25 protein-coding genes and 1 pseudogene are annotated in these 24,325 nt (G+C 60.7%); 8 read left to right on the top strand and 18 right to left on the bottom strand.

All coding sequences use genetic code 11. The annotated features are described in order from the left end of the window. Positions 1 to 40: 40 nt before the first annotated feature. On the bottom strand, positions 41 to 1,003 hold the full coding sequence (trxB, locus tag AD670_RS11885; RefSeq protein WP_053132035.1) for a thioredoxin-disulfide reductase: 963 nt from the start codon (positions 1,001 to 1,003) through the stop codon (positions 41 to 43). A 295-nt stretch (positions 1,004 to 1,298) separates the two neighbouring features. Between trxB and cysZ the strand changes: the two genes are divergently transcribed. Continuing rightward, positions 1,299 to 2,063 carry a sulfate transporter CysZ gene (gene cysZ / locus AD670_RS11880; RefSeq protein ID WP_053132033.1) on the top strand — a complete coding sequence of 255 codons (765 nt, stop codon included), beginning with the start codon at positions 1,299 to 1,301 and terminating at the stop codon, positions 2,061 to 2,063. Positions 2,064 to 2,117: 54 nt separating this feature from the next. Next, on the top strand, positions 2,118 to 3,320 hold the full coding sequence (locus AD670_RS11875; protein ID WP_053132031.1) for a glycosyltransferase family 1 protein: 1,203 nt from the start codon (positions 2,118 to 2,120) through the stop codon (positions 3,318 to 3,320). On the opposite strand, the gene AD670_RS11870 is transcribed toward AD670_RS11875, so the two are convergent. From AD670_RS11870 to rplU, 7 genes are all read right to left on the bottom strand, one after another. Then, on the bottom strand, positions 3,289 to 4,392 hold the full coding sequence (locus AD670_RS11870; protein ID WP_053132029.1) for an NADH:flavin oxidoreductase: 1,104 nt from the start codon (positions 4,390 to 4,392) through the stop codon (positions 3,289 to 3,291). The genes AD670_RS11875 and AD670_RS11870 overlap by 32 nt on opposite strands. 184 nt (positions 4,393 to 4,576) lie before the next feature. Then, positions 4,577 to 5,059: a glutathione peroxidase gene (locus AD670_RS11865; RefSeq protein WP_053132026.1), complete on the bottom strand. Its 483-nt coding sequence runs from the start codon at positions 5,057 to 5,059 to the stop codon at positions 4,577 to 4,579. A 101-nt stretch (positions 5,060 to 5,160) separates the two neighbouring features. Then, positions 5,161 to 5,625 (bottom strand): CreA family protein, encoded by a 465-nt coding sequence (locus tag AD670_RS11860; protein WP_015885841.1) that lies wholly within the window; start codon positions 5,623 to 5,625, stop codon positions 5,161 to 5,163. A gap of 16 nt (positions 5,626 to 5,641) precedes the next feature. Continuing rightward, positions 5,642 to 6,760 carry a glutamate 5-kinase gene (gene proB / locus AD670_RS11855; protein WP_053132023.1) on the bottom strand — a complete coding sequence of 373 codons (1,119 nt, stop codon included), beginning with the start codon at positions 6,758 to 6,760 and terminating at the stop codon, positions 5,642 to 5,644. 109 nt (positions 6,761 to 6,869) lie between these two features. Beyond that, positions 6,870 to 8,093 carry an Obg family GTPase CgtA gene (cgtA, locus tag AD670_RS11850; RefSeq protein WP_015885843.1) on the bottom strand — a complete coding sequence of 408 codons (1,224 nt, stop codon included), beginning with the start codon at positions 8,091 to 8,093 and terminating at the stop codon, positions 6,870 to 6,872. Positions 8,094 to 8,287: 194 nt separating this feature from the next. Beyond that, entirely contained in the window at positions 8,288 to 8,545 is a 258-nt protein-coding gene (rpmA, locus tag AD670_RS11845; RefSeq protein ID WP_003176049.1) for a 50S ribosomal protein L27, read from the bottom strand. A 34-nt stretch (positions 8,546 to 8,579) separates the two neighbouring features. Then, the gene (gene rplU / locus AD670_RS11840; protein ID WP_003176051.1) at positions 8,580 to 8,894 is read right to left on the bottom strand and encodes a 50S ribosomal protein L21; all 315 of its coding nucleotides are present in this window, start codon (positions 8,892 to 8,894) and stop codon (positions 8,580 to 8,582) included. A gap of 239 nt (positions 8,895 to 9,133) precedes the next feature. Here rplU and AD670_RS11835 point away from each other — a divergent pair, with 239 nt between their 5' ends. The 3 genes from AD670_RS11835 (at position 9,134) to AD670_RS11825 (ending at position 10,976) form a co-directional block, all read left to right on the top strand. Beyond that, positions 9,134 to 10,102: a polyprenyl synthetase family protein gene (locus AD670_RS11835; RefSeq protein WP_053132020.1), complete on the top strand. Its 969-nt coding sequence runs from the start codon at positions 9,134 to 9,136 to the stop codon at positions 10,100 to 10,102. A gap of 115 nt (positions 10,103 to 10,217) precedes the next feature. After that, a complete protein-coding gene (locus tag AD670_RS11830) occupies positions 10,218 to 10,559 on the top strand; it encodes a zinc ribbon domain-containing protein YjdM (RefSeq protein ID WP_003230858.1) in 342 nt (113 codons plus the stop codon). A gap of 159 nt (positions 10,560 to 10,718) precedes the next feature. Beyond that, positions 10,719 to 10,976, top strand: a complete 258-nt coding sequence (locus AD670_RS11825) for a hypothetical protein (RefSeq protein WP_003194088.1) — start codon at positions 10,719 to 10,721, stop codon at positions 10,974 to 10,976. Between the two features lie 135 nt (positions 10,977 to 11,111). On the opposite strand, the gene AD670_RS11820 is transcribed toward AD670_RS11825, so the two are convergent. Further along, positions 11,112 to 11,729: an FKBP-type peptidyl-prolyl cis-trans isomerase gene (locus AD670_RS11820; protein WP_003176055.1), complete on the bottom strand. Its 618-nt coding sequence runs from the start codon at positions 11,727 to 11,729 to the stop codon at positions 11,112 to 11,114. A gap of 262 nt (positions 11,730 to 11,991) precedes the next feature. On the opposite strand from AD670_RS11820, the pseudogene AD670_RS32245 reads away from it, so the two are divergent. Together AD670_RS32245 and AD670_RS32240 are read left to right on the top strand one after the other, a co-directional pair. Then, positions 11,992 to 13,056, top strand: a pseudogene (locus AD670_RS32245) (methyl-accepting chemotaxis protein); the annotation flags it as partial. Beyond that, positions 13,048 to 13,911 carry a methyl-accepting chemotaxis protein gene (locus tag AD670_RS32240; RefSeq protein ID WP_370879637.1) on the top strand — a complete coding sequence of 288 codons (864 nt, stop codon included), beginning with the start codon at positions 13,048 to 13,050 and terminating at the stop codon, positions 13,909 to 13,911. The pseudogene AD670_RS32245 and the gene AD670_RS32240, both read left to right, overlap by 9 nt. 637 nt (positions 13,912 to 14,548) lie before the next feature. Here the strand turns inward: AD670_RS32240 and AD670_RS11810 are convergent. The 4 genes from AD670_RS11810 to AD670_RS11795 are packed head-to-tail and all read right to left on the bottom strand — an operon-like array spanning position 14,549 to position 18,634. After that, a complete protein-coding gene (locus AD670_RS11810) occupies positions 14,549 to 14,917 on the bottom strand; it encodes a glyoxalase superfamily protein (protein ID WP_053132013.1) in 369 nt (122 codons plus the stop codon). Between the two features lie 29 nt (positions 14,918 to 14,946). Further along, positions 14,947 to 16,410, bottom strand: a complete 1,464-nt coding sequence (locus AD670_RS11805; RefSeq protein ID WP_053132010.1) for an amidohydrolase family protein — start codon at positions 16,408 to 16,410, stop codon at positions 14,947 to 14,949. Position 16,411: 1 nt separating this feature from the next. Continuing rightward, positions 16,412 to 17,272: a MurR/RpiR family transcriptional regulator gene (locus AD670_RS11800; protein ID WP_053132007.1), complete on the bottom strand. Its 861-nt coding sequence runs from the start codon at positions 17,270 to 17,272 to the stop codon at positions 16,412 to 16,414. 12 nt (positions 17,273 to 17,284) lie between these two features. Beyond that, positions 17,285 to 18,634 (bottom strand): gluconate:H+ symporter, encoded by a 1,350-nt coding sequence (locus AD670_RS11795; RefSeq protein ID WP_256243895.1) that lies wholly within the window; start codon positions 18,632 to 18,634, stop codon positions 17,285 to 17,287. 248 nt (positions 18,635 to 18,882) lie between these two features. On the opposite strand from AD670_RS11795, the gene AD670_RS11790 reads away from it, so the two are divergent. Then, positions 18,883 to 19,263, top strand: a complete 381-nt coding sequence (locus AD670_RS11790) for a lysozyme inhibitor LprI family protein (RefSeq protein ID WP_053132140.1) — start codon at positions 18,883 to 18,885, stop codon at positions 19,261 to 19,263. A gap of 3 nt (positions 19,264 to 19,266) precedes the next feature. On the opposite strand, the gene AD670_RS11785 is transcribed toward AD670_RS11790, so the two are convergent. The 5 genes from AD670_RS11785 to AD670_RS11765 all read right to left on the bottom strand — a co-directional run bounded on the left by AD670_RS11785 (position 19,267) and on the right by AD670_RS11765 (position 24,217). Beyond that, positions 19,267 to 20,712, bottom strand: coding sequence for a SulP family inorganic anion transporter (locus AD670_RS11785; protein ID WP_053132001.1), 1,446 nt, complete (start codon positions 20,710 to 20,712; stop codon positions 19,267 to 19,269). A 106-nt stretch (positions 20,713 to 20,818) separates the two neighbouring features. Continuing rightward, positions 20,819 to 21,712, bottom strand: coding sequence for an NAD-dependent epimerase/dehydratase family protein (locus AD670_RS11780; RefSeq protein WP_053131998.1), 894 nt, complete (start codon positions 21,710 to 21,712; stop codon positions 20,819 to 20,821). Between the two features lie 103 nt (positions 21,713 to 21,815). Then, complete coding sequence (locus AD670_RS11775) at positions 21,816 to 22,712, bottom strand: LysR family transcriptional regulator (RefSeq protein WP_053131994.1); 897 nt, start codon at positions 22,710 to 22,712, stop codon at positions 21,816 to 21,818. 30 nt (positions 22,713 to 22,742) lie between these two features. Then, positions 22,743 to 23,333 carry an NAD(P)H-dependent oxidoreductase gene (locus tag AD670_RS11770; RefSeq protein WP_053131991.1) on the bottom strand — a complete coding sequence of 197 codons (591 nt, stop codon included), beginning with the start codon at positions 23,331 to 23,333 and terminating at the stop codon, positions 22,743 to 22,745. Positions 23,334 to 23,452: 119 nt separating this feature from the next. Next, on the bottom strand, positions 23,453 to 24,217 hold the full coding sequence (locus AD670_RS11765) for a sulfite exporter TauE/SafE family protein (protein WP_053131988.1): 765 nt from the start codon (positions 24,215 to 24,217) through the stop codon (positions 23,453 to 23,455). Positions 24,218 to 24,325 lie beyond the last annotated feature (108 nt).

Genomic DNA, 24,325 nt, shown 5'->3' with positions numbered 1-24,325 from the left:
AAAAAACCGGCCTCGCAGCCGGTTTTTTTATTTCAACAATTTAGAAGGAAGCGTCCTTCAAACCGTCGAGGTAACGCTCGGCGTCCAGGGCCGCCATGCAACCGGCACCGGCCGAAGTGATGGCCTGGCGGTACACGTGGTCGGCTACGTCGCCGGCAGCGAAGATGCCTTCGATGTTGGTCGCGGTAGCGTTGCCTTCACGGCCGCCTTGTACCACCAGGTAACCGTCTTTGGCTTCCAGCACGCCTTCGAACAACGACGTGTTCGGCGTGTGGCCGATGGCGATGAACACGCCGTCGACTTTCAGCTCGTCGAAGGTGCCGTCATTGTTTTTCAGGCGAGCACCGGTCACGCCCATGTTGTCGCCCAGGACTTCGTCCAGGGTGGCGTTGAGCTTGAGGATGATCTTGCCTTCGGCGACACGGGCGTGCAGCTTGTCGATCAGGATCTTCTCGGCGCGGAACGTCTCGCGGCGGTGAACCAGGGTCACGGTGCTGGCGATGTTGGCCAGGTACAGCGCCTCTTCCACGGCTGTGTTGCCGCCACCGACCACGGCGACCGGCTTGTTGCGGTAGAAGAAACCGTCACAGGTGGCGCAAGCGGAAACGCCTTTGCCCATGAACGCTTCTTCCGATGGCAGGCCCAGGTAGCGAGCACTGGCGCCGGTAGCGATGATCAGTGCGTCACAGGTGTAGACGCCGCTGTCGCCGGTCAGGCTGTAAGGCTTTTTCGAGAAGTCGACCTTGTTGATGTGATCAAACACGATCTCGGTTTCAAAGCGCTCGGCGTGTTCTTTCATACGCTCCATCAGCACCGGGCCGGTCAGGCCGTGGACATCGCCCGGCCAGTTGTCGACTTCAGTGGTGGTGGTCAACTGACCGCCCGCCTGCATGCCGGTAATCAGCAGCGGCTTGAGGTTGGCCCGGGCAGCGTAGACAGCAGCGCTGTAACCGGCAGGGCCGGAACCGAGAATAATCACTCGCGAATGACGGGTATCAGACATGACTCACTCCTATCGACCGCCCGGACTACAAGACGGCTGGAATAAAAAAGGGTCCACGAAGCACTTGGGGAAGGCTTTAATTCGCAGGCCCTGAAAAATAATGGGTGCAGCGTATCGAGGGGGGCAAGATTAAGGAAATACGCAATAACAATCCAGCTCATAGGCGGTCTCTATACAGTCGAGCCGATTAATCGACGCCTTTGTTACCGTTGATGTCGTCACAGCGGCCACGCTTTCGCCTTGAAGGCAAAGCCGGTAAGGTCGGCGCGTTCGTCATCCCTGCTCGGAGTTCTCCATGCCCGCCCCTGTTCTTTCCGGCCCACAATACCTGCGTGAAGGCCTCAAACTGGTGCTGAGCCCCGGCCTGCGCCTGTTTGTACTGCTGCCGCTGACGATCAACCTGGTGCTGTTCGTCGGCTTGATTTATTTTGCCGGCCATCAGTTCAGTCTGTGGGTCGACCACTTGATGCCGACGCTGCCCAGCTGGCTGAGCTTTCTGAACTACCTGCTATGGCCATTGTTTGTGGTGCTGGTGGTGCTGATGGTGTTTTTCACCTTCACCATGCTGGCCAATATCATCGCGGCACCGTTCAACGGCTTTCTCTCAGAGAAAGTCGAAGTGGTGGTACGTGGCACCGATGACTTCCCGGCATTCAGCTGGGGCGAGCTGATTGAAATGGTCCCGCGTACCCTGGCCCGGGAAATGCGCAAGCTGGGCTACTTCCTGCCACGGGCCATCGGCCTGTTTATCCTGTCGTTCATTCCGGTGGTCAACCTGATCGCCGCGCCACTGTGGTTGCTGTTCGGCGTGTGGATGATGGCGATCCAATACATAGACTACCCGGCCGACAACCACAAGCTGGGCTGGAACGAGATGCTCGCCTGGCTGCGCCAGAAACGCTGGCAGAGCATGAGTTTCGGCGGCATCGTCTACCTGGTGCTGCTGGTGCCGGTGGTCAACCTGCTGATGATGCCGGCCGCAGTGGCTGGGGCGACGTTGTTCTGGGTGCGTGAACAGGGCGCCGAGGCGATGGCGACGTCGAAAGTGGTCAAGTCATAAATCCATCATCTGCATGACACAATGACGACATGGCCCACGGCGACACTGTGGGTCATGACGACAGCTTCGCTCCACATCACCCTCATTACTGAAACCTTCCCGCCAGAGATCAACGGGGTGGCCAATACCCTTGGTCGTCTGTGCGAAGGTTTACGCGCGCGCGGCCATCAGGTCGAGCTGGTACGCCCGCGCCAGGGCGCCGACGAGAGCCGGCCCAGCGATGACGGTTTGCTGCTCTGCCGTGGCTGGCCGCTGCCGGGTTACCCCGGCCTGCAATGGGGCCAGTCGTCGATGCACAAGTTGCTGCGCCGTTGGACCCGCCAGCGCCCGGACGTGCTGTATATCGCCACTGAAGGGCCGCTGGGGCTGTCGGCGCTGCGGGCGGCGCGGCGTTTGGGCATCAGCGTGGTCAGCGGTTTTCACACCAATTTCCAGCAGTACTCCAACCAGTACGGCTTGAGCCTGTTGAGCCGCATGGTCACGCACTACCTGCGTTGGTTTCATAACCGCTCGAGCTTGACCCTGGTGCCCAGCGCCAGCCAGCGCCTGGAACTGGAGCGCAGGCATTTCGAGCGCCTGGGGATGCTGGCGCGCGGAGTGGATAGCCAACTGTTCCACCCGGCCAAGCGCGACAATGCCCTGCGCGAAAGCTGGGGCCTGGAAAACGACGATATTGCCGTACTGCACGTGGGGCGCCTGGCCCAGGAGAAAAACCTCGGGCTGCTCAAACGGTGCTTTGATGGGCTGCAGACTACTTATCCACAGCGTCGGTTGAAGTTGATCATCGTCGGGGATGGTCCGCAGCGCCCGATACTGGAGCGCGACCTGCCCGAGGCGGTGTTCTGCGGCACCCAACGCGGTGAAGAACTGGCCAGGCATTACGCCTCAGGGGACTTGTTCCTGTTCCCCAGCCTGACCGAAACCTTCGGCAATGTGGTGCTGGAGGCAATGGCCTCGGGCCTGGGCGTGGTGGCGTACGACCAGGCCGCCGCCACCCAGCATATTCGCCATGGCTACAACGGCGTGCTGGCGATGCCGGGAGATGAAAACGCATTTTGCGATGCTGCTACCTGGCTGCTGGAAGAGCGCGAGACCTTGCGCAGGGCCCGACTGAATGCTCGCCAGCATGCCAGTCGCCAGGGCTGGCCGGCGATTATCGAGCAATTCGAGCGCCAGTTACGCGGGGTGTGCGAGGACGGACAACCGGTGCCCGTCCTGGCGCCGCTTACACCAGGGTCGTCAACGCCTCACGACTGAACGGCAGAATGTCGCCTTCACGGCCTTCACGTACCTTCACCGCCCAGTCCGGGTCCACCAGCAACGCACGGCCCACCGCCACCAGGTCGAACTCGTCGTTGTTCAGGCGCTCCAGCAGCTTTTCCAGACTGGCCGGCTGCGCGACCTTGTCGGTATTGACCATGAACTGCAGGAACTCGCCATCCAGGCCGACGCTGCCCACGGTAATGGTCGGTTTACCGGTGAGCTGACGGGTCCAGCCCGCCAGGTTGAGGTCGGAACCTTCGAATTCCGGCTCCCAGAAACGACGGGTGGAGCAGTGGAAAATATCCACACCCGCGTCAGACAGCGGCTTGAGAAATTCACCCAATGCTTCAGGGGTGTGTACCAGGCGCGCAGTGTAATCCTGCTGTTTCCACTGGGAGAAACGGAAGATGATCGGAAAGTCCGGGCCGACAGCGGCGCGGGTAGCCTGGATCAGTTCAATGGCGAAGCGTGAGCGATTGGCCAGGCTGCCACCGTATTCGTCAGTGCGCTGGTTGCTGCCTTCCCAGAAGAACTGGTCCACCAGATAACCGTGGGCGCCGTGGATTTCGACGCCGTCCATGCCGATGCCCTGGGCATCCTTGGCAGCCTGGGCGAACGCGGCGATTACGTCCTTGATGTCTTGCTGGGTCATACCATGGACGACCACATTGCCGTCCTTGAGTTTTTCCATCGGGCCGTAGGCCGGCACGCTGGCGTCCGGCTCGGTGCCGATACGGCGTACGCTGCCCACATGCCACAGCTGCGGGACGATCTTGCCGCCTTCTGCGTGCACCGCGTCGACTACCTTCTTCCAGCCAGCCAGCGCTGCTTCGCCATAAAAATGCGGGACGTTCGGGTAGCCGTTGGAGGCCGGGTGACCGACCACGGTGCCTTCGGTGATGATCAGGCCCACACCGGCAGCGGCCCGACGGCGGTAGTACTCGATGACTTTGGAATTAGGCACTCCACCTGGGGAAAACGAACGGGTCATCGGCGCCATGACCACGCGGGTCGACAGCTGCAGTGCACCGAGTTGGAACGGTTTGAACAAGGCTTGCACAGGCATGGGAGCACTCCACGAAAGACGGGGTTTATGATGCAGATAATATGAGGAGTGCAGAGTGCTGAATAGCACTATTGATTTGGGTGATTAAGGGGTAAAAGCCGGAGAGGCCGGTTGTCGCTGGTAACCCGTGGCAAGCGGGCTTGTTGTGGTGAGCGGGCTTGCCACAGCAGCAAGCCCCGCCCCTTCAAGACAGGGCTTTTTCGATCGCCTGTACGACCGTCGGATCTTCCGGTGCGGTACGTGGCGAGAAACGCGCGAGGACCCGGCCGTCCTTGCCCAGCAGGAATTTCTCGAAATTCCAGGTGATATCCCCAGGAAACTCGGCGCCCTCGCCCGCCAGCAAGCGGTACAGCTGATGACGATCGGGCCCGTTCACGTCGAGCTTGCTGCCCAACGGGAAGGTGACACCGTAGTTCAGGCTGCAGAACTCACGGATTTCTTCTTCGGAGCCCGGTTCCTGGCCAGCAAACTGATTGCAAGGCAGGCCAAGTACGGTGAATCCCTGGTCCTTGTACTGCTGATACAGGTTTTCCAACGCCGCGTATTGCGGGGTCAAGCCACATTTGGAGGCTACGTTGACCACCAGCACTACTTGCCCCTTGAAGGGCGCCAGCGGCAGCTCTTGTCCGTCCAAAGCTTTGAGTTTCAGATCGTGGAAAGCACTCATGACGAACTCCAGATTTCCCATGTTCTTAGCAAAGCGGCACTTCGAGATTACAACCCGCAAGCCTGCAATCATAGACGCCGATTACAAAACTCGCCTGCGGATTACTGAGCGGTCGGCCACGGCAAAATCGGAATCGCGGTGACGGCGTTCTGCGGGCTGCCTTCGATCAAACGGTCGCTGTAGACCAGGTACACCAGGGTATTGCGCTTCTTGTCGAGGAAGCGCACCACCTGCATGGTCTTGAACACCAGCGAGGTGCGCTCCTTGAAGACCTCGTCGCCGTCCTTGAGTTCGCCCTTGAAGCGGATCGGGCCGACCTGACGGCACGCAATCGAGGCTTCGGCGCGGTCTTCGGCCAGGCCCAGGCCGCCTTTCACGCCGCCGGTCTTGGCGCGCGACAAATAGCAGGTCACGCCGTCGACCTTGGGGTCATCAAACGCTTCGACCACAATCCGGTCGTTGGGGCCGACGAACTTGAACACCGTCGACACCTGGCCAATTTCTTCGGCCGAGGCCAGCAGTGGCATGGCCAGCAGCAAGCCGAGCAATCCCTTCATCACGCGCATCGTGTATTCCCTTTGTTTAGACCAGGATCAGGTTATCGCGGTGCACCAGTTCCGGTTCCGCCATATACCCTAGTAGTCCGACAATCGCTTCAGAAGATTGTCCGATAATTTTCTGCGCTTCCAGTGCACTGTAGTTAGCCAGGCCGCGGGCGATCTCACGACCATCCGGCGCCACGCATACCACCATCTCGCCACGGCGGAAGCTGCCCTGCACCAACTTGACGCCCACCGGCAGCAGGCTCTTGTTGCCTTGGGACAACGCCGACACCGCGCCATCGTCGAGCACCAGGGTGCCACGGGTTTGCAGGTGCCCGGCCAGCCACTGCTTGCGCGCCGCCAACATGCCGCGTTCCGGCGACAGCAGCGTGCCGATGCGCTCACCCGCCTTGAGGCGATCCAGCACGCGCTCAAGGCGCCCTCCGACGATGATGGTGTGGGCGCCGGAACGCGCGGCCAAACGCGCGGCGCGCAGCTTGGTCTGCATGCCGCCACGGCCCAGGGCCCCGCCCACGCTGCCGGCCACGGCGTCGAGCGCCGGGTCATCGGCGCGCGCTTCGTAGATCAGTTGGGCATCGGGGTTGTTGCGTGGGTCGGCGTCGAACATGCCGTCACGGTCGGTGAGGATCACCAGCAGGTCAGCCTCCACCAGGTTGGCCACCAGCGCGGCCAGGGTGTCGTTGTCGCCGAAACGGATCTCGTCGGTGACCACGGTGTCGTTCTCGTTGATCACCGGAATGACCTTGAGCTCCACCAACGCACGCAGGGTGCTGCGGGCGTTGAGGTAGCGCTTGCGGTCGGACAGGTCGTCGTGGGTCAGCAGGATCTGCGCCGTGTGGCGGCCATGTTCGGCAAAGCTGGATTCCCAGGCTTGCACCAGGCCCATCTGGCCGATGGCGGCGGCGGCTTGCAGTTCGTGCATCGCGCTGGGTCGCGCGGTCCAACCGAGGCGGCTCATCCCGGCGGCAACGGCCCCGGACGACACCAACACCAACTCGACACCTGCTTCATGCAAGGCCACCATCTGCTCGACCCAGACGCTCATTGCTGCGCGATCCAGGCCTTTGCCATCTGCCGTCAGCAGCGCACTTCCGATCTTTACGACCCAGCGCTGCGCACCTGTCACTTTGCTCCGCATCATCTTCAACCTTAGATTGAGGGCCGCGCGACCCAGCGCAGCCCATAATGTTATACCCGGATACCAAAACGCCGCTCCAGGGAGCGGCGTTCAAGTTTATCGCAACGGGTCAGTCGCGCACGTAAATGATTTCAGGACCGTCTTCATCATCCACGTCTTCTTCGTCCCAATCATCGTCGCCGATGTCATGGACCGACTTCACGCCGCTGCGGCGCAGGGCACGCTGGTCGTCCAGGGCTTGCAGCTGGGCACGGGCCTCGTCTTCGATCTGCTGGTCGAGTTCGGCGAGTTCGGCCTTGAACACCGGGTCGGCCGCCAGGCGGTCGGCGCGGTCTTCCAAGTAGCGCATGATGTCGCGGGTCAGGCGCTCGGTGCCTTCTTTGGCGATGGCCGAGATCACGTAGACGGGACCGGTCCATTCCAGGCGGTCGACGATTTCCTTGACGCGCTCCTCGTGCTCTTCTTCGAGGATCTGGTCGCACTTGTTCAGCACCAACCAGCGATCACGCTCGGCCAGGGCCGGGCTGAACTTGGTCAGTTCGCTGACGATCACTTCGGCGGCGTCCGGTGCACTGGTGTCATCCAGTGGCGCCATGTCGACGAGGTGCAGCAGCAAACGGGTGCGGGACAAATGCTTGAGGAAGCGAATCCCCAAGCCTGCGCCGTCGGAAGCGCCTTCGATCAGGCCGGGAATGTCGGCGATCACGAAGCTTTTCCAGCGGTCGACGCTGACCACGCCCAGGTTTGGCACCAGGGTGGTGAACGGGTAATCAGCAACTTTCGGCTTGGCGGCCGATACCGAGCGGATGAAGGTACTTTTTCCGGCGTTCGGCAGGCCCAGCAGGCCTACGTCAGCCAGTACTTTCATTTCCAGCTTCAGGTCGCGCTGCTCGCCCGGCTTGCCCGGCGTGGTCTGGCGCGGTGCACGGTTGGTACTGGACTTGAATCGGGTGTTACCCAGACCGTGCCAGCCGCCCTGCACAACCATCAGCTTCTGGCCGGCCTTGGTCAGGTCGCCAATCACTTCCTGGGTCGCGGAGTCGATGATCGTGGTGCCAACCGGTACGCGCAGTACCAGGTCTTCGCCTTTTTTACCGGTGCAGTCGGTGCTGCCGCCGTTGGAGCCACGCTCGGCATCGAAGTGCCGGGTGTAACGGTAGTCGACCAGGGTGTTGAGGTTTTCGTCGGCCATCATGTAGATGGAACCGCCGTCACCGCCGTCACCGCCGTTGGGACCACCGTTTTCGATGAATTTTTCGCGACGGAAACTCATGCAACCGTTACCGCCGTCGCCTGCTTTTACTCGGATGGAAACTTCATCAACGAACTTCATAACAAAACGCCTCTCGCCGCACGGACGAGCTTAAAAAACCAAGACATAAGACTCTTGCAAAAATGAGCGCAGCGACCTCAAGCAACGACCGCAAATTCAGCTGCTTTCGCCCATCACAAACAGCTTTGCAAGAGACTCACCCCACAAACGAAAAAGCCCCGTCGCAAGACAGGGCTTTTCCAGCGATCTCGCAATTAAGCTGCGACAACGCTCACGTAACGGCGGTTGAACGCGCCCTTTACTTCAAACTTGATCACGCCTTCGATTTTAGCGAAGAGGGTGTGATCTTTACCCATGCCAACACCGTAACCGGCGTGGAATTGGGTGCCGCGCTGACGCACGATGATGTTGCCCGGAATGATTTTCTGGCCGCCATACATCTTAACGCCAAGGCGTTTGGCTTCTGAGTCGCGACCGTTACGGGTACTACCACCAGCTTTTTTGTGTGCCATGAGTCAATTCTCCTAGTGAGGAATTAGGCTGAAATTAAGCCTGAATACCGGTGATTTTGATCTCGGTGTACCACTGGCGGTGGCCCATACGCTTCATGTGGTGCTTACGACGACGGAACTTGATGATGCGGACTTTATCGTGACGACCTTGGGAGATCACTTCAGCCACAACGGTAGCGCCAGCAACAACTGGAGCGCCGATGTTCACGTCATCGCCATTGGCGACCAACAGAACGCGATCAAAAGTAACGGATTCGCCGGTAGCGATTTCCAGTTTTTCGATCTTCAGGTATTCACCTGGGGCGACCTTGTATTGCTTGCCACCAGTAACAATTACTGCGTACGACATGGTATTTCTCCGATAATCCTGCTCACCCAGCGCTTTATAAGAAGAGGTATTGGCTGGCATGGCTGCATGGGATGGACGTCCCGAATGCAATTGCGTAAGGCAGGTGCTGCCCAGGAAGTTCAGGGTGCGCGATTGTACGCAAGGTAAATGGGTGTTGCAAGTGGCCGTCTATCGCGCCTTGACACCCGGGGGTCAGGGTCCTAGCATGCCGCGCAACCCTTCTGGAGCGACTGTCGCTGATGCAACCCCAAGCTTTCTACCGCGCGGTCGCGGACGATTTTAGCGCCGTCGACGGCATCATCAAGCAGCAGCTGACGTCTAAAGTGCCGCTGGTCTCCAAAATTGGCGACTACATTACGTCGGCGGGCGGTAAACGCCTGCGTCCTTTATTAGTGTTGCTGTGTGGCAAGGCCCTGGGCCGCGAAGGCGATGACCTGCGCCTGCTGGCCGCCACTATCGAATTCCTGCACACCGCGACCCTGCTGCATGACGACGTGGTCGACATGTCCGGCATGCGCCGTGGCCGCGAGACCGCCAATGCGATGTGGGGTAATGCCCCGAGCGTGCTGGTGGGTGACTTCTTGTACTCGCGCTCGTTCGAAATGATGGTCGAGCTGGGCTCGATGCCGGTGATGAAGATTCTTTCCCAAGCCACGCGCATCATCGCTGAAGGCGAAGTGTTGCAGCTGTCTAAGGTCCGCGACGCCAGCACCACCGAAGAAACCTATATGGAAGTGATTCGCGGCAAAACCGCGATGCTCTTCGAAGCCTCTACCCACAGCGCCGCCGCGCTGTGTGGCGCGACCGCCGAACAGGCCGAAGCCCTGCGGACCTTCGGTGACCACCTGGGCGTGGCATTCCAGCTGGTAGACGACCTGCTCGACTACCGTGGCGACGCCGAGACCCTGGGCAAGAACGTCGGTGACGACCTGGCCGAGGGCAAACCGACCTTGCCGCTGATCTACACCATGCGCGAAGGCACACCGGAGCAGGCTGCCCTGGTGCGCAAGGCGATCCAGAAAGGCGGGATCGAAGACCTGGAAAGCATCCGTGAGGCTGTGGAGGCCTCGGGCTCCCTGGACTACACCGCTCAACTGGCGCGTGACTACGTGGCCCGTGCAATCAAGTGCCTGGAAGCCCTTCCAGCCAGCGAATACCGGGATGCCCTGGTTGAGCTGAGTGAGTTTGCGGTCGCGCGTACTCACTAAAATACTTGCAGGCGCGGACTAATGTGGGATTACCCATCCAAGACCGCGCCCTGCCTTGGTCCAATTCCCTATATAATGTGCGACTTTTAGCCATCCTGACCTTTAAGGAGCTTTAGTGAGCACGTTGCCACCCTGCCCAAAATGCAATTCCGAATACACCTACGAAGACGGCGCCCAGCTGATCTGCCCGGAATGCGCCCATGAGTGGTCCGCCAATGGCGAGGCCGAAGTGGCCGGCGATGAAACCGTGAAGAAAGACTCTGTGGGCAACGTCCTGCAGGACGGCGACACCATCACCGTGATCAAAGACCTCAAGGTCAAGGGTACGTCCCTGGTCGTGAAGGTCGGCACCAAGGTCAAGAACATCCGCCTGTGCGACGGCGACCACGATATCGATTGCAAGATCGACGGTATTGGCCCGATGAAACTCAAGTCCGAGTTCGTGCGCAAAGTCTGAACCTGCTGTATCCATCCCGCGCCCGCGCGGGATGGCGTTTTGCCCTCCCCGTTGACCCCTCTCAATATCCACACAGAAAAACCAGGAAACTGCCAATAGGCACTTGCTATTCTACGAATAAGAATTATTCTCATTGAAACCCATCAAGGAGATTTAACCATGACTTATTTGATAGATGCCTGGCTCGACCGCCCACACCCTTACCTGCGCATCCTCCATCGGGAAACCGGCGAAGTCTGTGCGGTGCTGGAAGAAGAAGCGTTGAACGAGCTGCAGGACCAGGGTGACCTGGACGTCAATGGCCTGAGTTCCAGTGAACCCGGTGTACTGAAGGAAGTGGTGCGCAATCTGTTTCTGTTCTGCTACGCCCGAGCATTGCGCCCGGCGACGGAACTCAATGGCAAATTTCATCCATGAGAAAACCAGCAAAACACTGTAGGAGCGAGTTTGCTCGCGAAGACCGCATAAACAACGCGCTCATCCAGGATGCCCGCGCCATCGTTGACGTTTTTCGCGAGCAAGCTCGCTCCTACAGGTAATCAAAAGCAGGTCTTACAGAACGTCGAGCAGCTCGACGTCAAACACCAGCACGCTGTGCGGCGGAATGCTGCCAACGCCTTGAGCGCCGTAAGCCAGTTCGCTCGGCACGTACAGGCGCCATTTGCTGCCGGCATTCATCAGTTGCAGGGCTTCGGTCCAGCCGGCGATCACGCCGCCAACCGGGAATTCTGCTGGCTGGCCACGCTCGTAGGAGCTGTCGAATACAGTGCCGTCGATCAGGGTGCCGTGGTAGTGGGTGCGGACCTGGTCTTCACGGGTCGGCTTGGCGCCGTCACCCGCAGTCAGCACTTCAAACTGCAGGCCGGAAGCCAGGGTGGTGATGCCATCACGCTTGGCGTTTTCAGCCAGGAACGCCAGGCCAGCACCAGCAGCCGCTTCAGCCTTGGCAGCCGCTTCGGCTTGCATGATTTCGCGAATGACCTTGAAGCTGGCAGCCATTTGCTCTTGATCAACACGGCTTGGTTTGCCGGCGAACGCGTCGGTCAGGCCAGCCAGGATCGCGTCCAGGCTCACACCCGGCGGTGGGTTGTCGCGCAGTTGGTCGCCCAACTGACGGCCGATACCGTAGCTGACGCGGGTTTCGTCGGTGGACAGATTAACTTCGGACATGAAGAGGCTCCGCTGTAGGGCAGCACTGAAAACATCGGTTTCCCGCACCGCCCAGAACTAAAAGGGCCAGCAGACTAGCACACAAGACCTGCCCGTGATGAGCCCTCCACGCTGGCGCGGCACTGGGATCGCGACCCTTCGTCGCACGCGCAATAAAAGCACTTCAGATTCGTCCCTCGTCGCCGATACAGCGCTACACACTTTGGCTGGCTCAAATAACAACACCGTCCAGCAGACAGACATCACCTTTGCGGAGCATTAGATGAACAGCTGGTTCGGTAACATCAGCGTCAACCTCAAACTGGGCCTGGGCTTCGGCCTGGTGCTTGTCCTCACCTCGATCCTGGCCCTCACCGGCTGGACCAGCCTGGGCAGTCTGATCGACCGCAGCAACTGGATGAGCGACATCACCCAGCTCAACGCCTCACTGACCAAGCTGCGCATCGTGCGCCTGCAGTACATGCTCGCCAACGGTGATGAAGCCGTGGCGCAGAACGTGCAGACCAGCCTGGATGCCTTCACTGCCCAGCAACAGAAACTGCTGGACAGCTTCAAGAGCCCGGAAAACGTCAAGCTGCTCAACGAGCAGAAAGCCATCATCACGGCTTATCAGCAATCCCTGAACAAAATGCGCGAGGCTTACCGTAACGGTAATGCCTCTCGCCAGGTGATGGGCGACAAGGCCGACAGTGCCAACGCCCAAATCGAAGCGCTGGAAGCCAGCGTGAAGCAAATGCCCGACAGCTCGGAGCACCTTGCCCAGTTCCAGGCCGTGGCCGACGCCAAGATGCAGTTCCAGTTGGCCCGCTACGAAGTGCGCGGCTACACCGGCAACGTCAACCCGGACACCGAAGCCCGCGCTGCCGCACAAATCGAAAAAGCCGTCAGTGGCTTGAAAGACCTCAGCGCCGCCTTCGGCGCCAGCCAGCAAAGCGCATTGACTGCACTGGAAACCGCCCTTGGCGCCTATCGCAGCGCTGTACAGAACTACAAGGCCGCCAACGCCAACATCGTGGCTGCCCGTGCCGAAATGACCACCCAAGGCGCGGATATCGTCACGATCAGTGACAAGCTGTACGACATCCAGCTGGACCGTCGCGACGCCGAAAGCGCCCAGGCTCGCAGCCTGCAGCTGATCAGCACGTTGCTGGCACTGCTGGTCGGCATCATCGCGGCACTGGTGATCACCCGCCAGATCACGCGTCCACTGCAGGAAACCCTGGCTGTGGTTGAACGCATTGCCTCCGGCGACCTGAGCCACAATATCCAGGTCACCCGTCGCGATGAGCTGGGCGTATTGCAACAAGGCATTCAGCGCATGGGCACGACCCTGCGTGAATTGATCAGCGGTATTCGCGACGGCGTGACCCAGATCGCCAGCGCTGCCGAAGAGTTGTCGGCCGTCACCGAGCAGACCAGCGCCGGTGTGAACAGCCAGAAGATCGAGACCGACCAGGTCGCCACGGCGATGCACGAAATGACCGCCACCGTGCAGGAAGTTGCACGCAACGCCGAGCAAGCCTCTCTGGCCGCCGCCGACGCTGACGGCCAAGCCCGCGCTGGCGACAAAGTGGTAGCCGAGGCCATCGCCCAGATCGAACGCCTGGCCGCCGAAGTGGCGCGTTCCACCGACGCCATGGCGCACCTGCAACAAGAGAGCAACAAGATCGGCAGCGTGATGGACGTGATCAAGGCGGTGGCCGAACAGACCAACTTGCTGGCCCTCAACGCGGCGATTGAAGCGGCGCGTGCCGGTGAAGCCGGTCGCGGCTTTGCCGTGGTCGCCGACGAAGTGCGTGGCCTGGCCCAGCGCACGCAAAAGTCCACCGAGGAAATCGAAGGCCTGGTCGCCGGTTTGCAGAACGGTACCCAGCAAGTTGCCAACGTGATGAACAACAGCCGCAGCCTCACCGACAGCAGTGTCGAACTGACGCGCAAGGCCGGTGTGTCACTGGAAAACATCACCCGCACGGTGTCGAACATCCAGTCGATGAACCAGCAGATCGCCGCCGCCGCCGAACAACAAAGCGCCGTGGCCGAAGAAATCAGCCGCAGCATCGTGAATGTGCGTGATGTGTCCGAGCAGACCGCCACCGCGAGCGATGAGACGGCAAAATCGAGCGTGGAACTGGCGCGTTTGGGCAGCCAGTTGCAGCAGATGGTCAGTCACTTCCGGGTTTAAGAAACCAAAAAGCCGCTTCGGTATTAACCGAAGCGGCTCCACTTCTCAGACCTTACAGGTCATCGAAGCTGTCCCGCAGGAATGTCCACACGTGATAAACACGTACGGCATTCACTACGAGGTTCCACGTACGTCGTGCAAACTTAGACATACTCGGCCCTCCGTGAGTTGGGCCTTACCTCCAGCACACTTACCGGAACACGTGAGCCTTTGGATGCGGGTCAACGCTTCCTGTGAGGCAGCCGGGCTTTGGTTCCTCCCGCATGAATCCGGCACGGATTACTAGCCCGTGGCGTTCGGTCCATAATTCCGCGCGCATACCCAGCCACCTACAAAACGACATACTTGGAACGGGGGTGATACTAATCAACATCCAGATCAAAGGTGTGACAGGCGACGATAAACCTGCTGGAAAGATCAACTGATATGTTGCAATTTTTTGCCACCAACTCTAAATAGAAATAAAGTCGACAGATAAAAAGTGACGCCCCTCGTCAAGCCTTGCGCGAGACGATAACCGGCATTAGTATCCCTCGGGCGGGTCAGCGTTTCCTGTAAGAATGCAACCCCAGCCACTAACTGGGATTGCAAAAAAACCGCCTACCAAGGCGGTTTTTTATTGCCTGCGATTTGCCTCTCAGCCCTCGCCGTCCTCAACAAACACCACGCGATTCCCAAACGGATCCTTGATGCTCATCTCCCGCGACCCCCAAGGCGTTTCCTCAACCCCAGGCTTGGCGTAACGGTAATCCTTGCCCACCAGCTGCTGCTGGTACGCATCCACCCCCTGCGCCTGGATCCGCACCGCCGCGCCCGGCGAAGCATCGCCATGGTGCTCGGACAAATGCAGCACGCACTCCCCCAGCGACACCTGCAGGTACAGCGGGAAATTCGCCTCGAAACGATGCTGCCAGTCGACCTTGAAGCCCAGGAAGTCGACGTAGAATTCCAGCGCCTTGGTCTCATCGAAAATCCGCAGGATGGGGGTGACTTTTCCTAAGTGCATGGCAATAGCTCCGTGTATGAAAGCGCCCACTATAGAGTCGAAAACCCACCACGCAAATCCCCACTGCGCGCCAGGAATCGCCCCGGTCGCTGACCGTTCGCCTGGCCCTCGCTGTAACTCAATACGCCGTTGACCCACACGCCATCAATGCCTTGCGCTGCCCGCTGTGGCTCATTGAAATCCGCTACATCCCGCACCCGCAACGGGTCGAACAACACCAGGTCGGCCCAATGCCCTTCACGAATTTCACCACGCTTGGATAACCCAAAACGCGCCGCCGACAAGCCGGTCATCTTGTGCACGGCGGTATGCAACGGGAACAACCCGACGTCCCGGCTGAAATGCCCCAGCACCCGTGGAAACGCACCCCACAAGCGTGGGTGTGGAAACGGATCTTCGGGCAACCCATCAGACCCCACCATCGACAATGGATGCGCGAGGATGCGTCGCACATCCGCTTCATCCATCCCGTAGTACACCGCCCCCGCAGGCTGTAGACGACGAGCGGCGTCCATCAACGAGACGTCCCATTCGCCGGCAATGTCCTGCAAGTCGCGCCCCCCCACTTCCGGATGCGGCGTCGACCAGGTAATCGTGATGCGAAATGCGTCGGTCACCTGCTTGAGGTCCAGGGTCGAAGAACTGGCCGCATAGGGATAACAATCACACCCTACCGGATGGGTTTTCGCCGCCGACTCCAACGCTGCCAACAGCTGCGGACTACGCCCCCAGTTCCCCGCTCCCGCACATTTGAGGTGGGAAATAATCACCGGTACCTGTACGTGCCGGCCGATCAGAAAAGCCTCGTCCATCGCCTCCAGCACCGGTTCGAATTCGCTGCGCAAATGGGTGGTGTACACCGCACCGAAGGCCGTGAGTTCTTCACTCAGTTGCAGCACCTCATCGGTCTCGGCATTGAACGCGCTGGCGTAGGCCAGGCCTGTGGATAAACCGAGGGCGCCGGCCTCAAGACTCTCGTGCAACTGCACACGCATGGCGGCGATTTCAGCCGGTGTGGCAGTGCGATGCAGGTCGTCCATGTGGTTACTGCGCAGCGCCGTGTGGCCGATCAATGCCGCGACGTTCACCGCTGGATGAGCGCTTTCAACGGCGCTGCGGTAATCGCTGAAACGGGGATAAACAAACGCCGCCGCGCTGCCCAGCAAGTTCATCGGGTCCGGCGGATCGCTGCGCAAACTCACCGGTGAGGCGCTGATGCCACAGTTGCCGACAATCACCGTGGTCACACCCTGGCTGAGCTTGGGCAGCATCTGCGGCTGGCGGATGACCACCGTGTCGTCGTGGGTGTGGACATCGATAAAGCCCGGCGCCAGCACCCGGCCTGTCGCGTCGATTTCATGCTCGGCACACGCCGTCGACAAGTCGCCGATCGTCTCGATGCGCCCGTCACGCAACCCCACATCGGCGACATAACCCGGGGTGTTGCTGCCATCGATGATCAGCGCCTGGCGAATCAGCGTGTCGTACTTCATATCAATCTCCAAGCGGCAGGCTGTCAGGGCCGCCGCGATAATCGTCGAGGGCCAGTTTGATCCGGCGCAGGCGTTCCTGATTGTCGTCAGGCAGGGCCAGGGCCAACTCGGTGGCGAGCAGGTCAATGGCCAGCAGCATGCCGTAGCGCGCCGCCGTGGGTTTGTAGATAAAACTGGTTTCCGCCGGTTGCAGCGGCAGCAGCACATCCGCCAACTGCGCCAGGGGCGAGTCGGCCAGGGTGATGGCGACGATGCGCGCGTCGTAGTTGCGCGCCAGCGCCACCACATCAAGCAACTCGGGGGTGAGGCCAGTGAGCGAGCAGACGATCAACGCGTGTTCCGGCCCCAGGGTTGCAGCCGTGACGCGCATCATCACCGGGTCGTGGCTGGCGGCAATCGGATAGCCCAGGCGTACCAGGCGCACCTGCAATTCATCGCTGCACAAGCTCGACGGCCCGCCCATGCCGAACGCGTGGATCATCCGCGCCTTGCCCAGCAGGTTGACCGCATCGACAAAGCTGGCCTGGTTGAAACCCGACAAGTGCTGGCGCAACGTCGCTTCGATATCGCCGAGAATCTGCCGATGAAATGCCGACTGTTCAGGCAACCCCGCGGGGTCCAGGAAGCGGCTGCCGACGCCGCTGGCCTGGGCCAATTGCAGGCGCAGATCGCGTAAGTCCCGGCAACCGACACTGCGGGCAAACCGCGATAAGGTCGCGGTACTGACCTCGGCCCGTTGGGACAGCTCTTCCAGGCTGGCCGAGGCGGCAAAGCCCACATCCTCCAGCATCAGCTTCGCGATACGCCCTTCGCCGGCGCTGAAGGAATCCTGGCGGGCGCGGATCTGGTAGAGGATGTCCATGGGGGCTCCGGGTTACAAAATGCAGGACAGACCGTAAGTCAGACCGAAGGCAACCACAGAGATCAGGGTCTCCAATACGGTCCAGGTCTTGAAGGTCTGGATCACCGTCATATTGAAGTATTCCTTGATCAGCCAGAAGCCGCCGTCGTTGACGTGGGAAAAGATCACCGAACCCGCGCCAGTCGCCAGCACCAGCAATTCCGGGTGTGGATAACCCAGGCCCAGGGCGACAGGCGCCACAACCCCGGATGCCGTGGTCATGGCGACCGTGGCAGAGCCCGTCGCAATCCGCATCAACGCCGCGAACAGCCAGCCCATCACCAGCGGCGACAAGTGGAAGGCATGGGCCAGGCCGAGAATTTCATTGGTAACGCCAGCGTCCACCAATATCCGGTTCAAACCGCCACCCGCACCCACCAGTAAGGTGATGCTCGCAGTGGGCGCCAGGCATTCATTGGTGAACCGGAGGATCGACTCGCGGTTGAAGCCCTGCGCCAGGCCCAAGGTCCAGAAACTCACCAGGGTCGCCACCAGCAGCGCGATCACCGAGTTGCCGATAAACAGCAGGAACTGGTTGAAGCCGGTGCCCGGGGTGGAGATCACGTTGGCCCAGCCACCGATCATCATCAGCACCACCGGCAACAGGATAGTGCCCATGGTCAGGGCAAAACTCGGCAAACGCTCGCGAGGTTCACGCTCGATAAACTGACGTTCCAGCGGGTTTTCCGCCGGCAGGTGAATGCGCGGCACGATGAATTTGGCGTACAGCGGGCCGGCGATGATCGCCGTCGGGATACCGATGAGGATCGCATAGAGCACGGTCTGCCCCACCGACGCGTTATACGCCAGCACGGCCATCATCGCCGCCGGGTGTGGCGGCACCAACGCATGCACCACCGACAGGCCGGCGACCATCGGCAGGCCGACCATCAGGATCGATACCCCCACACGCCGCGCCACGGTAAAGGCGATCGGCACCAGCAACACAAAACCGACCTCGAAGAACAACGGCAGCCCCACCAGGAATGCGATGCACACCATGGCCCAATGGGCATTCCGTTCGCCGAAACGGTTGATCAGCGTGCGCGCGACCTGCTCGGCGCCACCGGACTCGGCCATCATCTTGCCGAGCATGGTGCCCAGCGCCACGACCAGGGCGATATGCCCCAGGGTTTTGCCGACGCCCGCCTCGTAGGAACCCATGATGGTGTCTGCCGGCATCCCGGCCATCAGCGCCAGGCCGATGGACACCAGGGTGATGACGATAAACGGGTTGAGTCGGTAACGTGCGATCAGCACGATCAAAGCAATGATGGCGATGGCAGCGTATGCCAACAGCCCGAAGCCCGGTGATGCGGCCATGCGGTACTCCTCGGAAAGGGTCACGTCGAATTGGTTGTGAAACTCATAAATCATTACCGAGGAGTATTTTCAAACTGCATGAAAGTAATTTTCGCCCACAGATAAGCGCTGTCGCGTCGGGGCATGCCCAAGGGCCGCGCATGAAAATTCGGGGGGTGTTCTTACATGAAGATCAGAGAAGGCTGGAAACTCAACGAATACCCTTGAGTCATAGAATGCACATCCACTGCTGCCAGGAAATCGAGCCCATGATTCGCACCACACTCGCCGCCGGCGCCCTGCTTCTCGCCGTGTGCGGCACTGCCGCCGCTGCTGACAACGCGGCGCTGAAAAAATGCATGGACGGCGCCAATACCACCGCCGACATGGTCAGCTGCAACGTCAAGGAGACCAAGGTGCAAGACACGCGCCTGAACAAAGCCTACAAGACCGCCCTCGCCGCCCAGGAAGGCACACGCAAACAGCAACTGCAGGACCTGCAGCGCCTGTGGATCAAATACCGTGACGCCAATTGCGCCTTCGCCGGCTCCGCCACCGGCGGCACCATCGACCAGGTCAACGGTTCCGGCTGCGTGCTGGACATGACCCAGACCCGCGCCCAGGAATTGGAAGACCTGGTCGGGCCGTAAAAATCAGTCGTGGTGAACCTTGGCGCGCTTGAGCAACTTCTTGCAGCGCTCAGACAAATGCAGCACGCGCAGATGCTTGCCGGCCTTGCTGTAGCGCTCGCGCAGGGTCATCAGCGCGGCAATCGCCGAGTAGTCGACAAAGCTCAGGTGACGGCAATCCAGCGTCACGTGGGCCGGGTCGTTGGCCGGGTCGAACTGGTTCAGGAAAGGCGTAGTCGAGGCAAAAAACAATGTCCCGTGCACGCGATAGAGCTTGCTGCCGTCCGCTTCCAGATGCGCATCGGCATACAGCTCACGGGCCTGTTGCCAGGCAAAGTTCAACGCCGCGATCACGATACCGCACAGCACGGCAGTGGCCAGATCGGTGAACACCGTGATCACCGTCACCGCGATAATCACCAGCACATCATTGAGCGGCACCTTGTTGATCACCCGCAAGGACGCCCAGGCGAAGGTCTGCTGCGACACCACAAACATCACCCCGACCAGCGCCGCCAGCGGAATCCGCTCGATCAGCGGTGACAGAAACAAAATAAACAGCAGGATCATCACCCCGGCGAACACCCCGGAGAAACGCCCGCGCCCGCCGGAGCTGAGGTTAATCACGGTTTGCCCGATCATCGCGCAACCGCCCATGCCGCCGAACAGGCCCGAGAGCATATTCGCCGCGCCCAGGGCCACGCTCTCGCGGTCAGGGTAGCCACGGGTCTCGGTGATTTCGTCGGTGAGGTTCAGGGTCAGCAGGGTTTCCAGCAGGCCGACCATGGCCATCAGGAACGCATAAGGGGCGATGATGCCGAGGGTTTCCAGGGTCCAGGGGATCTGCGGCAGCGCGAAGGTCGGCAGGCCCCCGGCGATGTGGGCCATGTCGCCAAGGGTGCGCGTCGGCAGGCCGAGCAGGTACACGGCCAGGCCAACGCCAAGGATCGCCACCAACGCGGGCGGCACCGCACGGGTGATGCGCGGTAGCAGGTAGACGATGGCCATGGTCACCAGCACCAGGCCGGTCATCACGTACAACGGCGTACCGCTGAGCCAGCGTTCACCGTTCTTGAAATGTTCCAACTGGGCCAGGGCAATGATGATCGCCAGGCCGTTGACGAACCCCAGCATCACCGGGTGCGGCACCATGCGCACCAGCTTGCCCAGGCGCAACACGCCGAACGCGACCATGATCAGCCCGCCCAGCAGCACCGTGGCCAGCAGGTATTCCACGCCGTGCTGCACCACCAGCGCGACGATCACCACCGCCATCGAGCCTGCCGCACCGGACACCATGCCCGGCCGGCCGCCGAACAGGGCCGTGAGGGTACAGATGATAAAGGCGCCGTAGAGCCCCATCAGCGGGTTGAGGTGGGCCACCAGGGCAAAGGCGATGCATTCGGGCAGCAACGCAAAGGACGTGGTGAGGCCGGCCAGGGCATCGGCGCGCAGACGGGTGAGGTTCATGAGGTACCAGGGCATTGCGGGGGATAAGGCGGGGAATGGTACGGAATTGAGCTCGGTGGGGCCAGTCTGAAAGATCGAGTGGCCCCAATTGGGTTTCAAGCGAACATCACACCATCTCGTCGCGAATCCACTCCACCACCGACGTACGCTTCGGCGCCCAGCCCAGCAACTCGCGGGCATGCTTGCCGCGCACGCGGCTGTTGGAGCCCAGGCCATAGTTGGCCATTTCATAGCCCCACTCGGCTTCAGCCTCGGCCAATGGCCAATCCTGTGGCTGGCCCAGGTTCAGGGCCTGGGCGATCGCCGTGGTCATGTCGATAAACGAGGCCTCGCCGCTCTCCACAAAGTAGAAAGTGCCCGGCACGTTCCTGGTCAATGCCAGCAGGTACAGCGCCACCACGTCTTCAATGTGCACGTTGGACCAGATGTTCTGCCCAGTGCCGACATGGCGCACCACGCCGCTCTTGCGTGCCTGTTTGAGCAGGCGCGGCAGTTGCACGCTGTCGCGCTTCACACCCAGGCTGTGGCCGTAGATCAGGGTGTTGCAGATCACCGCCGAATTCACCCCGTCTTTGGCCGCTGCCAGGATCAGGTTGTCGATGGCCACGCGCGCAGCCTTGTCGACGGTCGGCTCCGGCAGGCTGTCTTCGAAGTAGATGACATCGCTGGCTCTACCGCCCGAGGCATCCCCTACGATGCTCGAACCGCTGGTGTGCAGGAATGGCTTGTTCGAGCCTTTCAGCGCGGCCAGCAGGGTTTCCACCGCGACACGATGGTCGCTGCTCGCGGCATTGATCACCGCATCGGCTTTCTGCGCTTGCTCGGTCAACACAGCAGCATCGTCGAGGCTGCCGATCACCGGGTCGATGCCCAGGGCGGTCATTTCAGCCGCTTGCTCGGCGCTGCGTACCAGGCCGGTAACCGTGTGCCCGGCCTTGACCAGGCCAGTGGCGATGGAGCCGCCGATAAAACCGGCTGCGCCGGTAATGAATACGTTCATGGAGAGTGCTCCTGACGGGGTAAGTGATGGGTCCATTGTTACGGACTCATCCCTGATGAATAAGCCCGCACCGCCCAATTCACTCTTGCGTGACAGTCACGAATCAGCAGGCATACCGCGCCAGCTTGGCCTGGATAAAGTCCAGGAAGCACTGGATGCGCAGCGCCAATTGCGAGTTGCGGTAGAACACCGCGTGGATCGGTTGGCGATACCCGCTGTTGAACGCCTCCAGCACCGGCACCAGGCGCCCGGCATTGATGTCTTCGACGGTCATGAAGTTCGACAGGCAGCAAATCCCCTGCCCTTCCAACGCCAACTGGCGCAGGGTTTCACCACTGGACGCGGCCACGCTGGGCTGGATCAGCCAGCGGTCACCTTCCACATGGCGCAGCGGCCAGTGGTTGAGGGTTTCGGTTTGGGTGAAACCCAGCAGGGTGTGATCGGCCAACTCGGCGACCGTCGTCGGCGTACCGTACTGCTTGAGGTAGTCGGGGCTGGCGAGGATATGCAGCGGGGTGCAGCCGAGGGACCGCGCATGCAGGGTGGAGTCGGCCAGGGCGCCGATGCGAATGGCGATATCGGTGCTCTGTTCCAGCAAGTCGATGATCAGGTCATCGCTGTTCAACTCCAGCTGAATCTCCGGGTACAAACGACGGAATTCGGCAATGTACGGCACGATCCCATGCAACATGAACGGCACCGCCGCATTGATGCGCAGGCGCCCGGCGGGTTTTTTCTGGCGTGACGACAGGCGCTCTTCCAGCTCGTCCATCTGCGCCAGGATCAACTTGGCCTGCTCGAAGAAGTACTTGCCCTCTTCGGTCAGGTCCATGCGCCGCGTGGTGCGGTTGATCAGCGTAGTGTCGAGCTTGGCCTCCAGGCGCGACAAGGTGCGACTGACCGCCGACGGCGTCTGCCCAACCTGCTCCGCCGCCGCGGAAATCGAGCCGCACTCAATCACGCTGACGAAGATCTGTAGCTCATCGGATCGGGCTTTCACGGGCGGTCCTCGTTATCGGTGTGCAGCAGCTTACACCGAGAGGTTGAACACCTGCGCCAGATGCTGCTCGTAGCGCGCCACATCGGCTTCGATGGCCGGGCGTTTCATCACGTCCACACAGAGGAAGGTCGGCAGGCTGGTCATGCCGAGGAACTCATTGGCTTTGTGGAACGGGAAGTACACCGCGTCCACGCCCTTGGCTTCGAAGAAGTCAGTGGGGTCGTCGAAGGCTTGCTGCGGGGCATTCCAGGTCAGCGACAGCATGTATTGCTTGCCGTGGACCAGGCCGCCGCTGCCGTATTTCTGCGAGGCGTCGGAACGGGTGCGGCCATCGCTGGCGTACAGGCTGCCGTGGCCTTCGGTGAAGACTTCGTCGATGTACTTCTTGACGATCCATGGCGCGCCCATCCACCAGCCTGGCATCTGGTAGATGATCACGTCGGCCCAGAGGAATTTGGCGACCTCTTCGGCCACGTCATAGCCTTCATCGATATGGGTGACTTTGACGTCAATGCCGCCTCGGTCCAACACGGCCAAGGCAGTGTCATGCAGGGTGGTGTTGTAGCGGCCATCGGAGTGGGCGAACTTTTTGCCGCCGTTGAGCAGGAGTACTTTTTTCATGGGAAGGCATCCAGAAGGTTGAAAATGTCTGGACGCAGACTATCGACCTCAGCCCTTGGGAATAAGCAGCCTGTGGGCAAAATACCTTTGACTTAAATGCACGAATACTTAAACGATTGTTAACCACTGATCAGCAGATGCCCGCCCAACAGAGCCATGCCGATAAAAAATACGCGCTTGAACAACAGCGCACTGATGCGCTGGCGCACCACCTGGCCCAGCCACATGCCCAGCAGCGCCGGTACCAGCGCCAGTAACGACGCACTGATTCCGCCGCCGCCCAAGGTACCGCGCCAGGCCAGACCGGCGGCCAGCGCCAGGGTCGAGACCGTAAACGACAGCCCCAGCGCCTGCACCAGTTGATCGCGGTTCAGTCCCAACGCCTGCAGGTACGGCACGGCAGGAATCACAAACACACCGGTGGCCGAAGTAATGATACCGGTGACCAGCCCACACACCGGGCCCAGCCAGCGCTCGGTTTGGGCCTTGACCTCGAACGTGGGCAGGAACAGTCCGCTCAGGGCATACACCAGCAACGCCGCGCCCAACGCGCGCACCACCCATTGGCCGCCGTCCATCCCCAGCCACACGGTGCCCAGCCCGGTACCGAGGAAAATCAGCAGCAACATCGGCCACAGCCGCCGCAGCAACACACTCAGATGGCCGCCGAATGCCAATTGCCACAGGTTGGTAACGGTCGAGGGGATGATCAACAACGCCGCAGCCTGCGCCGGCAGCATAGCCAGACCGAGCATGCCCATGGCGATGGTGGGCAGGCCCAGGCCGATGATGCCCTTGACGGTGCCGGCGAGCAGGAAGGTGCCAATCACCAGCAAGGTAAGGGCCAGGCCGAGGTTTTGGTAAAACGCGAGGAAGGTATTCATGGGCCGAGTGTGCGACTTTTCGATGCGCTCGGAAATTCGCCATATACTGAGGCAGCCTCTTGTTTTGCATGAGGCTGAGGACATCACCGAGAACAAGTCCAGACACCC

Origin of the sequence: Pseudomonas sp. MIACH, from assembly GCF_001269925.1 — a bacterium.
Classification (GTDB): Bacteria; Pseudomonadota; Gammaproteobacteria; order Pseudomonadales; family Pseudomonadaceae; genus Aquipseudomonas.
The sequence above is the reverse complement of the archived record's forward strand: the minus strand, read 5'-3'. Positions and strand labels throughout refer to the sequence as shown.

Coding starts and splice junctions, on each gene's coding strand:
- proB (WP_053132023.1), bottom strand. CDS start 6,760: ATGCGGAGCAAAGTGACAGGTGCGCAGCGCTGGGTCGTAAAGATCGGA.
- AD670_RS11875 (WP_053132031.1), top strand. CDS start 2,118: ATGACGACAGCTTCGCTCCACATCACCCTCATTACTGAAACCTTCCCG.
- AD670_RS11870 (WP_053132029.1), bottom strand. CDS start 4,392: ATGCCTGTGCAAGCCTTGTTCAAACCGTTCCAACTCGGTGCACTGCAG.
- rplU (WP_003176051.1), bottom strand. CDS start 8,894: ATGTCGTACGCAGTAATTGTTACTGGTGGCAAGCAATACAAGGTCGCC.
- AD670_RS11805 (WP_053132010.1), bottom strand. CDS start 16,410: ATGAAGTACGACACGCTGATTCGCCAGGCGCTGATCATCGATGGCAGC.
- AD670_RS11790 (WP_053132140.1), top strand. CDS start 18,883: ATGATTCGCACCACACTCGCCGCCGGCGCCCTGCTTCTCGCCGTGTGC.
- rpmA (WP_003176049.1), bottom strand. CDS start 8,545: ATGGCACACAAAAAAGCTGGTGGTAGTACCCGTAACGGTCGCGACTCA.
- AD670_RS11800 (WP_053132007.1), bottom strand. CDS start 17,272: ATGGACATCCTCTACCAGATCCGCGCCCGCCAGGATTCCTTCAGCGCC.
- AD670_RS11765 (WP_053131988.1), bottom strand. CDS start 24,217: ATGAATACCTTCCTCGCGTTTTACCAAAACCTCGGCCTGGCCCTTACC.
- AD670_RS11810 (WP_053132013.1), bottom strand. CDS start 14,917: ATGCACTTAGGAAAAGTCACCCCCATCCTGCGGATTTTCGATGAGACC.
- AD670_RS11820 (WP_003176055.1), bottom strand. CDS start 11,729: ATGTCCGAAGTTAATCTGTCCACCGACGAAACCCGCGTCAGCTACGGT.
- AD670_RS32240 (WP_370879637.1), top strand. CDS start 13,048: ATGGGCACGACCCTGCGTGAATTGATCAGCGGTATTCGCGACGGCGTG.
- AD670_RS11780 (WP_053131998.1), bottom strand. CDS start 21,712: ATGAACGTATTCATTACCGGCGCAGCCGGTTTTATCGGCGGCTCCATC.
- AD670_RS11770 (WP_053131991.1), bottom strand. CDS start 23,333: ATGAAAAAAGTACTCCTGCTCAACGGCGGCAAAAAGTTCGCCCACTCC.
- cysZ (WP_053132033.1), top strand. CDS start 1,299: ATGCCCGCCCCTGTTCTTTCCGGCCCACAATACCTGCGTGAAGGCCTC.
- cgtA (WP_015885843.1), bottom strand. CDS start 8,093: ATGAAGTTCGTTGATGAAGTTTCCATCCGAGTAAAAGCAGGCGACGGC.
- AD670_RS11795 (WP_256243895.1), bottom strand. CDS start 18,634: ATGGCCGCATCACCGGGCTTCGGGCTGTTGGCATACGCTGCCATCGCC.
- trxB (WP_053132035.1), bottom strand. CDS start 1,003: ATGTCTGATACCCGTCATTCGCGAGTGATTATTCTCGGTTCCGGCCCT.
- AD670_RS11825 (WP_003194088.1), top strand. CDS start 10,719: ATGACTTATTTGATAGATGCCTGGCTCGACCGCCCACACCCTTACCTG.
- AD670_RS11860 (WP_015885841.1), bottom strand. CDS start 5,625: ATGCGCGTGATGAAGGGATTGCTCGGCTTGCTGCTGGCCATGCCACTG.
- AD670_RS11785 (WP_053132001.1), bottom strand. CDS start 20,712: ATGAACCTCACCCGTCTGCGCGCCGATGCCCTGGCCGGCCTCACCACG.
- AD670_RS11865 (WP_053132026.1), bottom strand. CDS start 5,059: ATGAGTGCTTTCCACGATCTGAAACTCAAAGCTTTGGACGGACAAGAG.
- AD670_RS11835 (WP_053132020.1), top strand. CDS start 9,134: ATGCAACCCCAAGCTTTCTACCGCGCGGTCGCGGACGATTTTAGCGCC.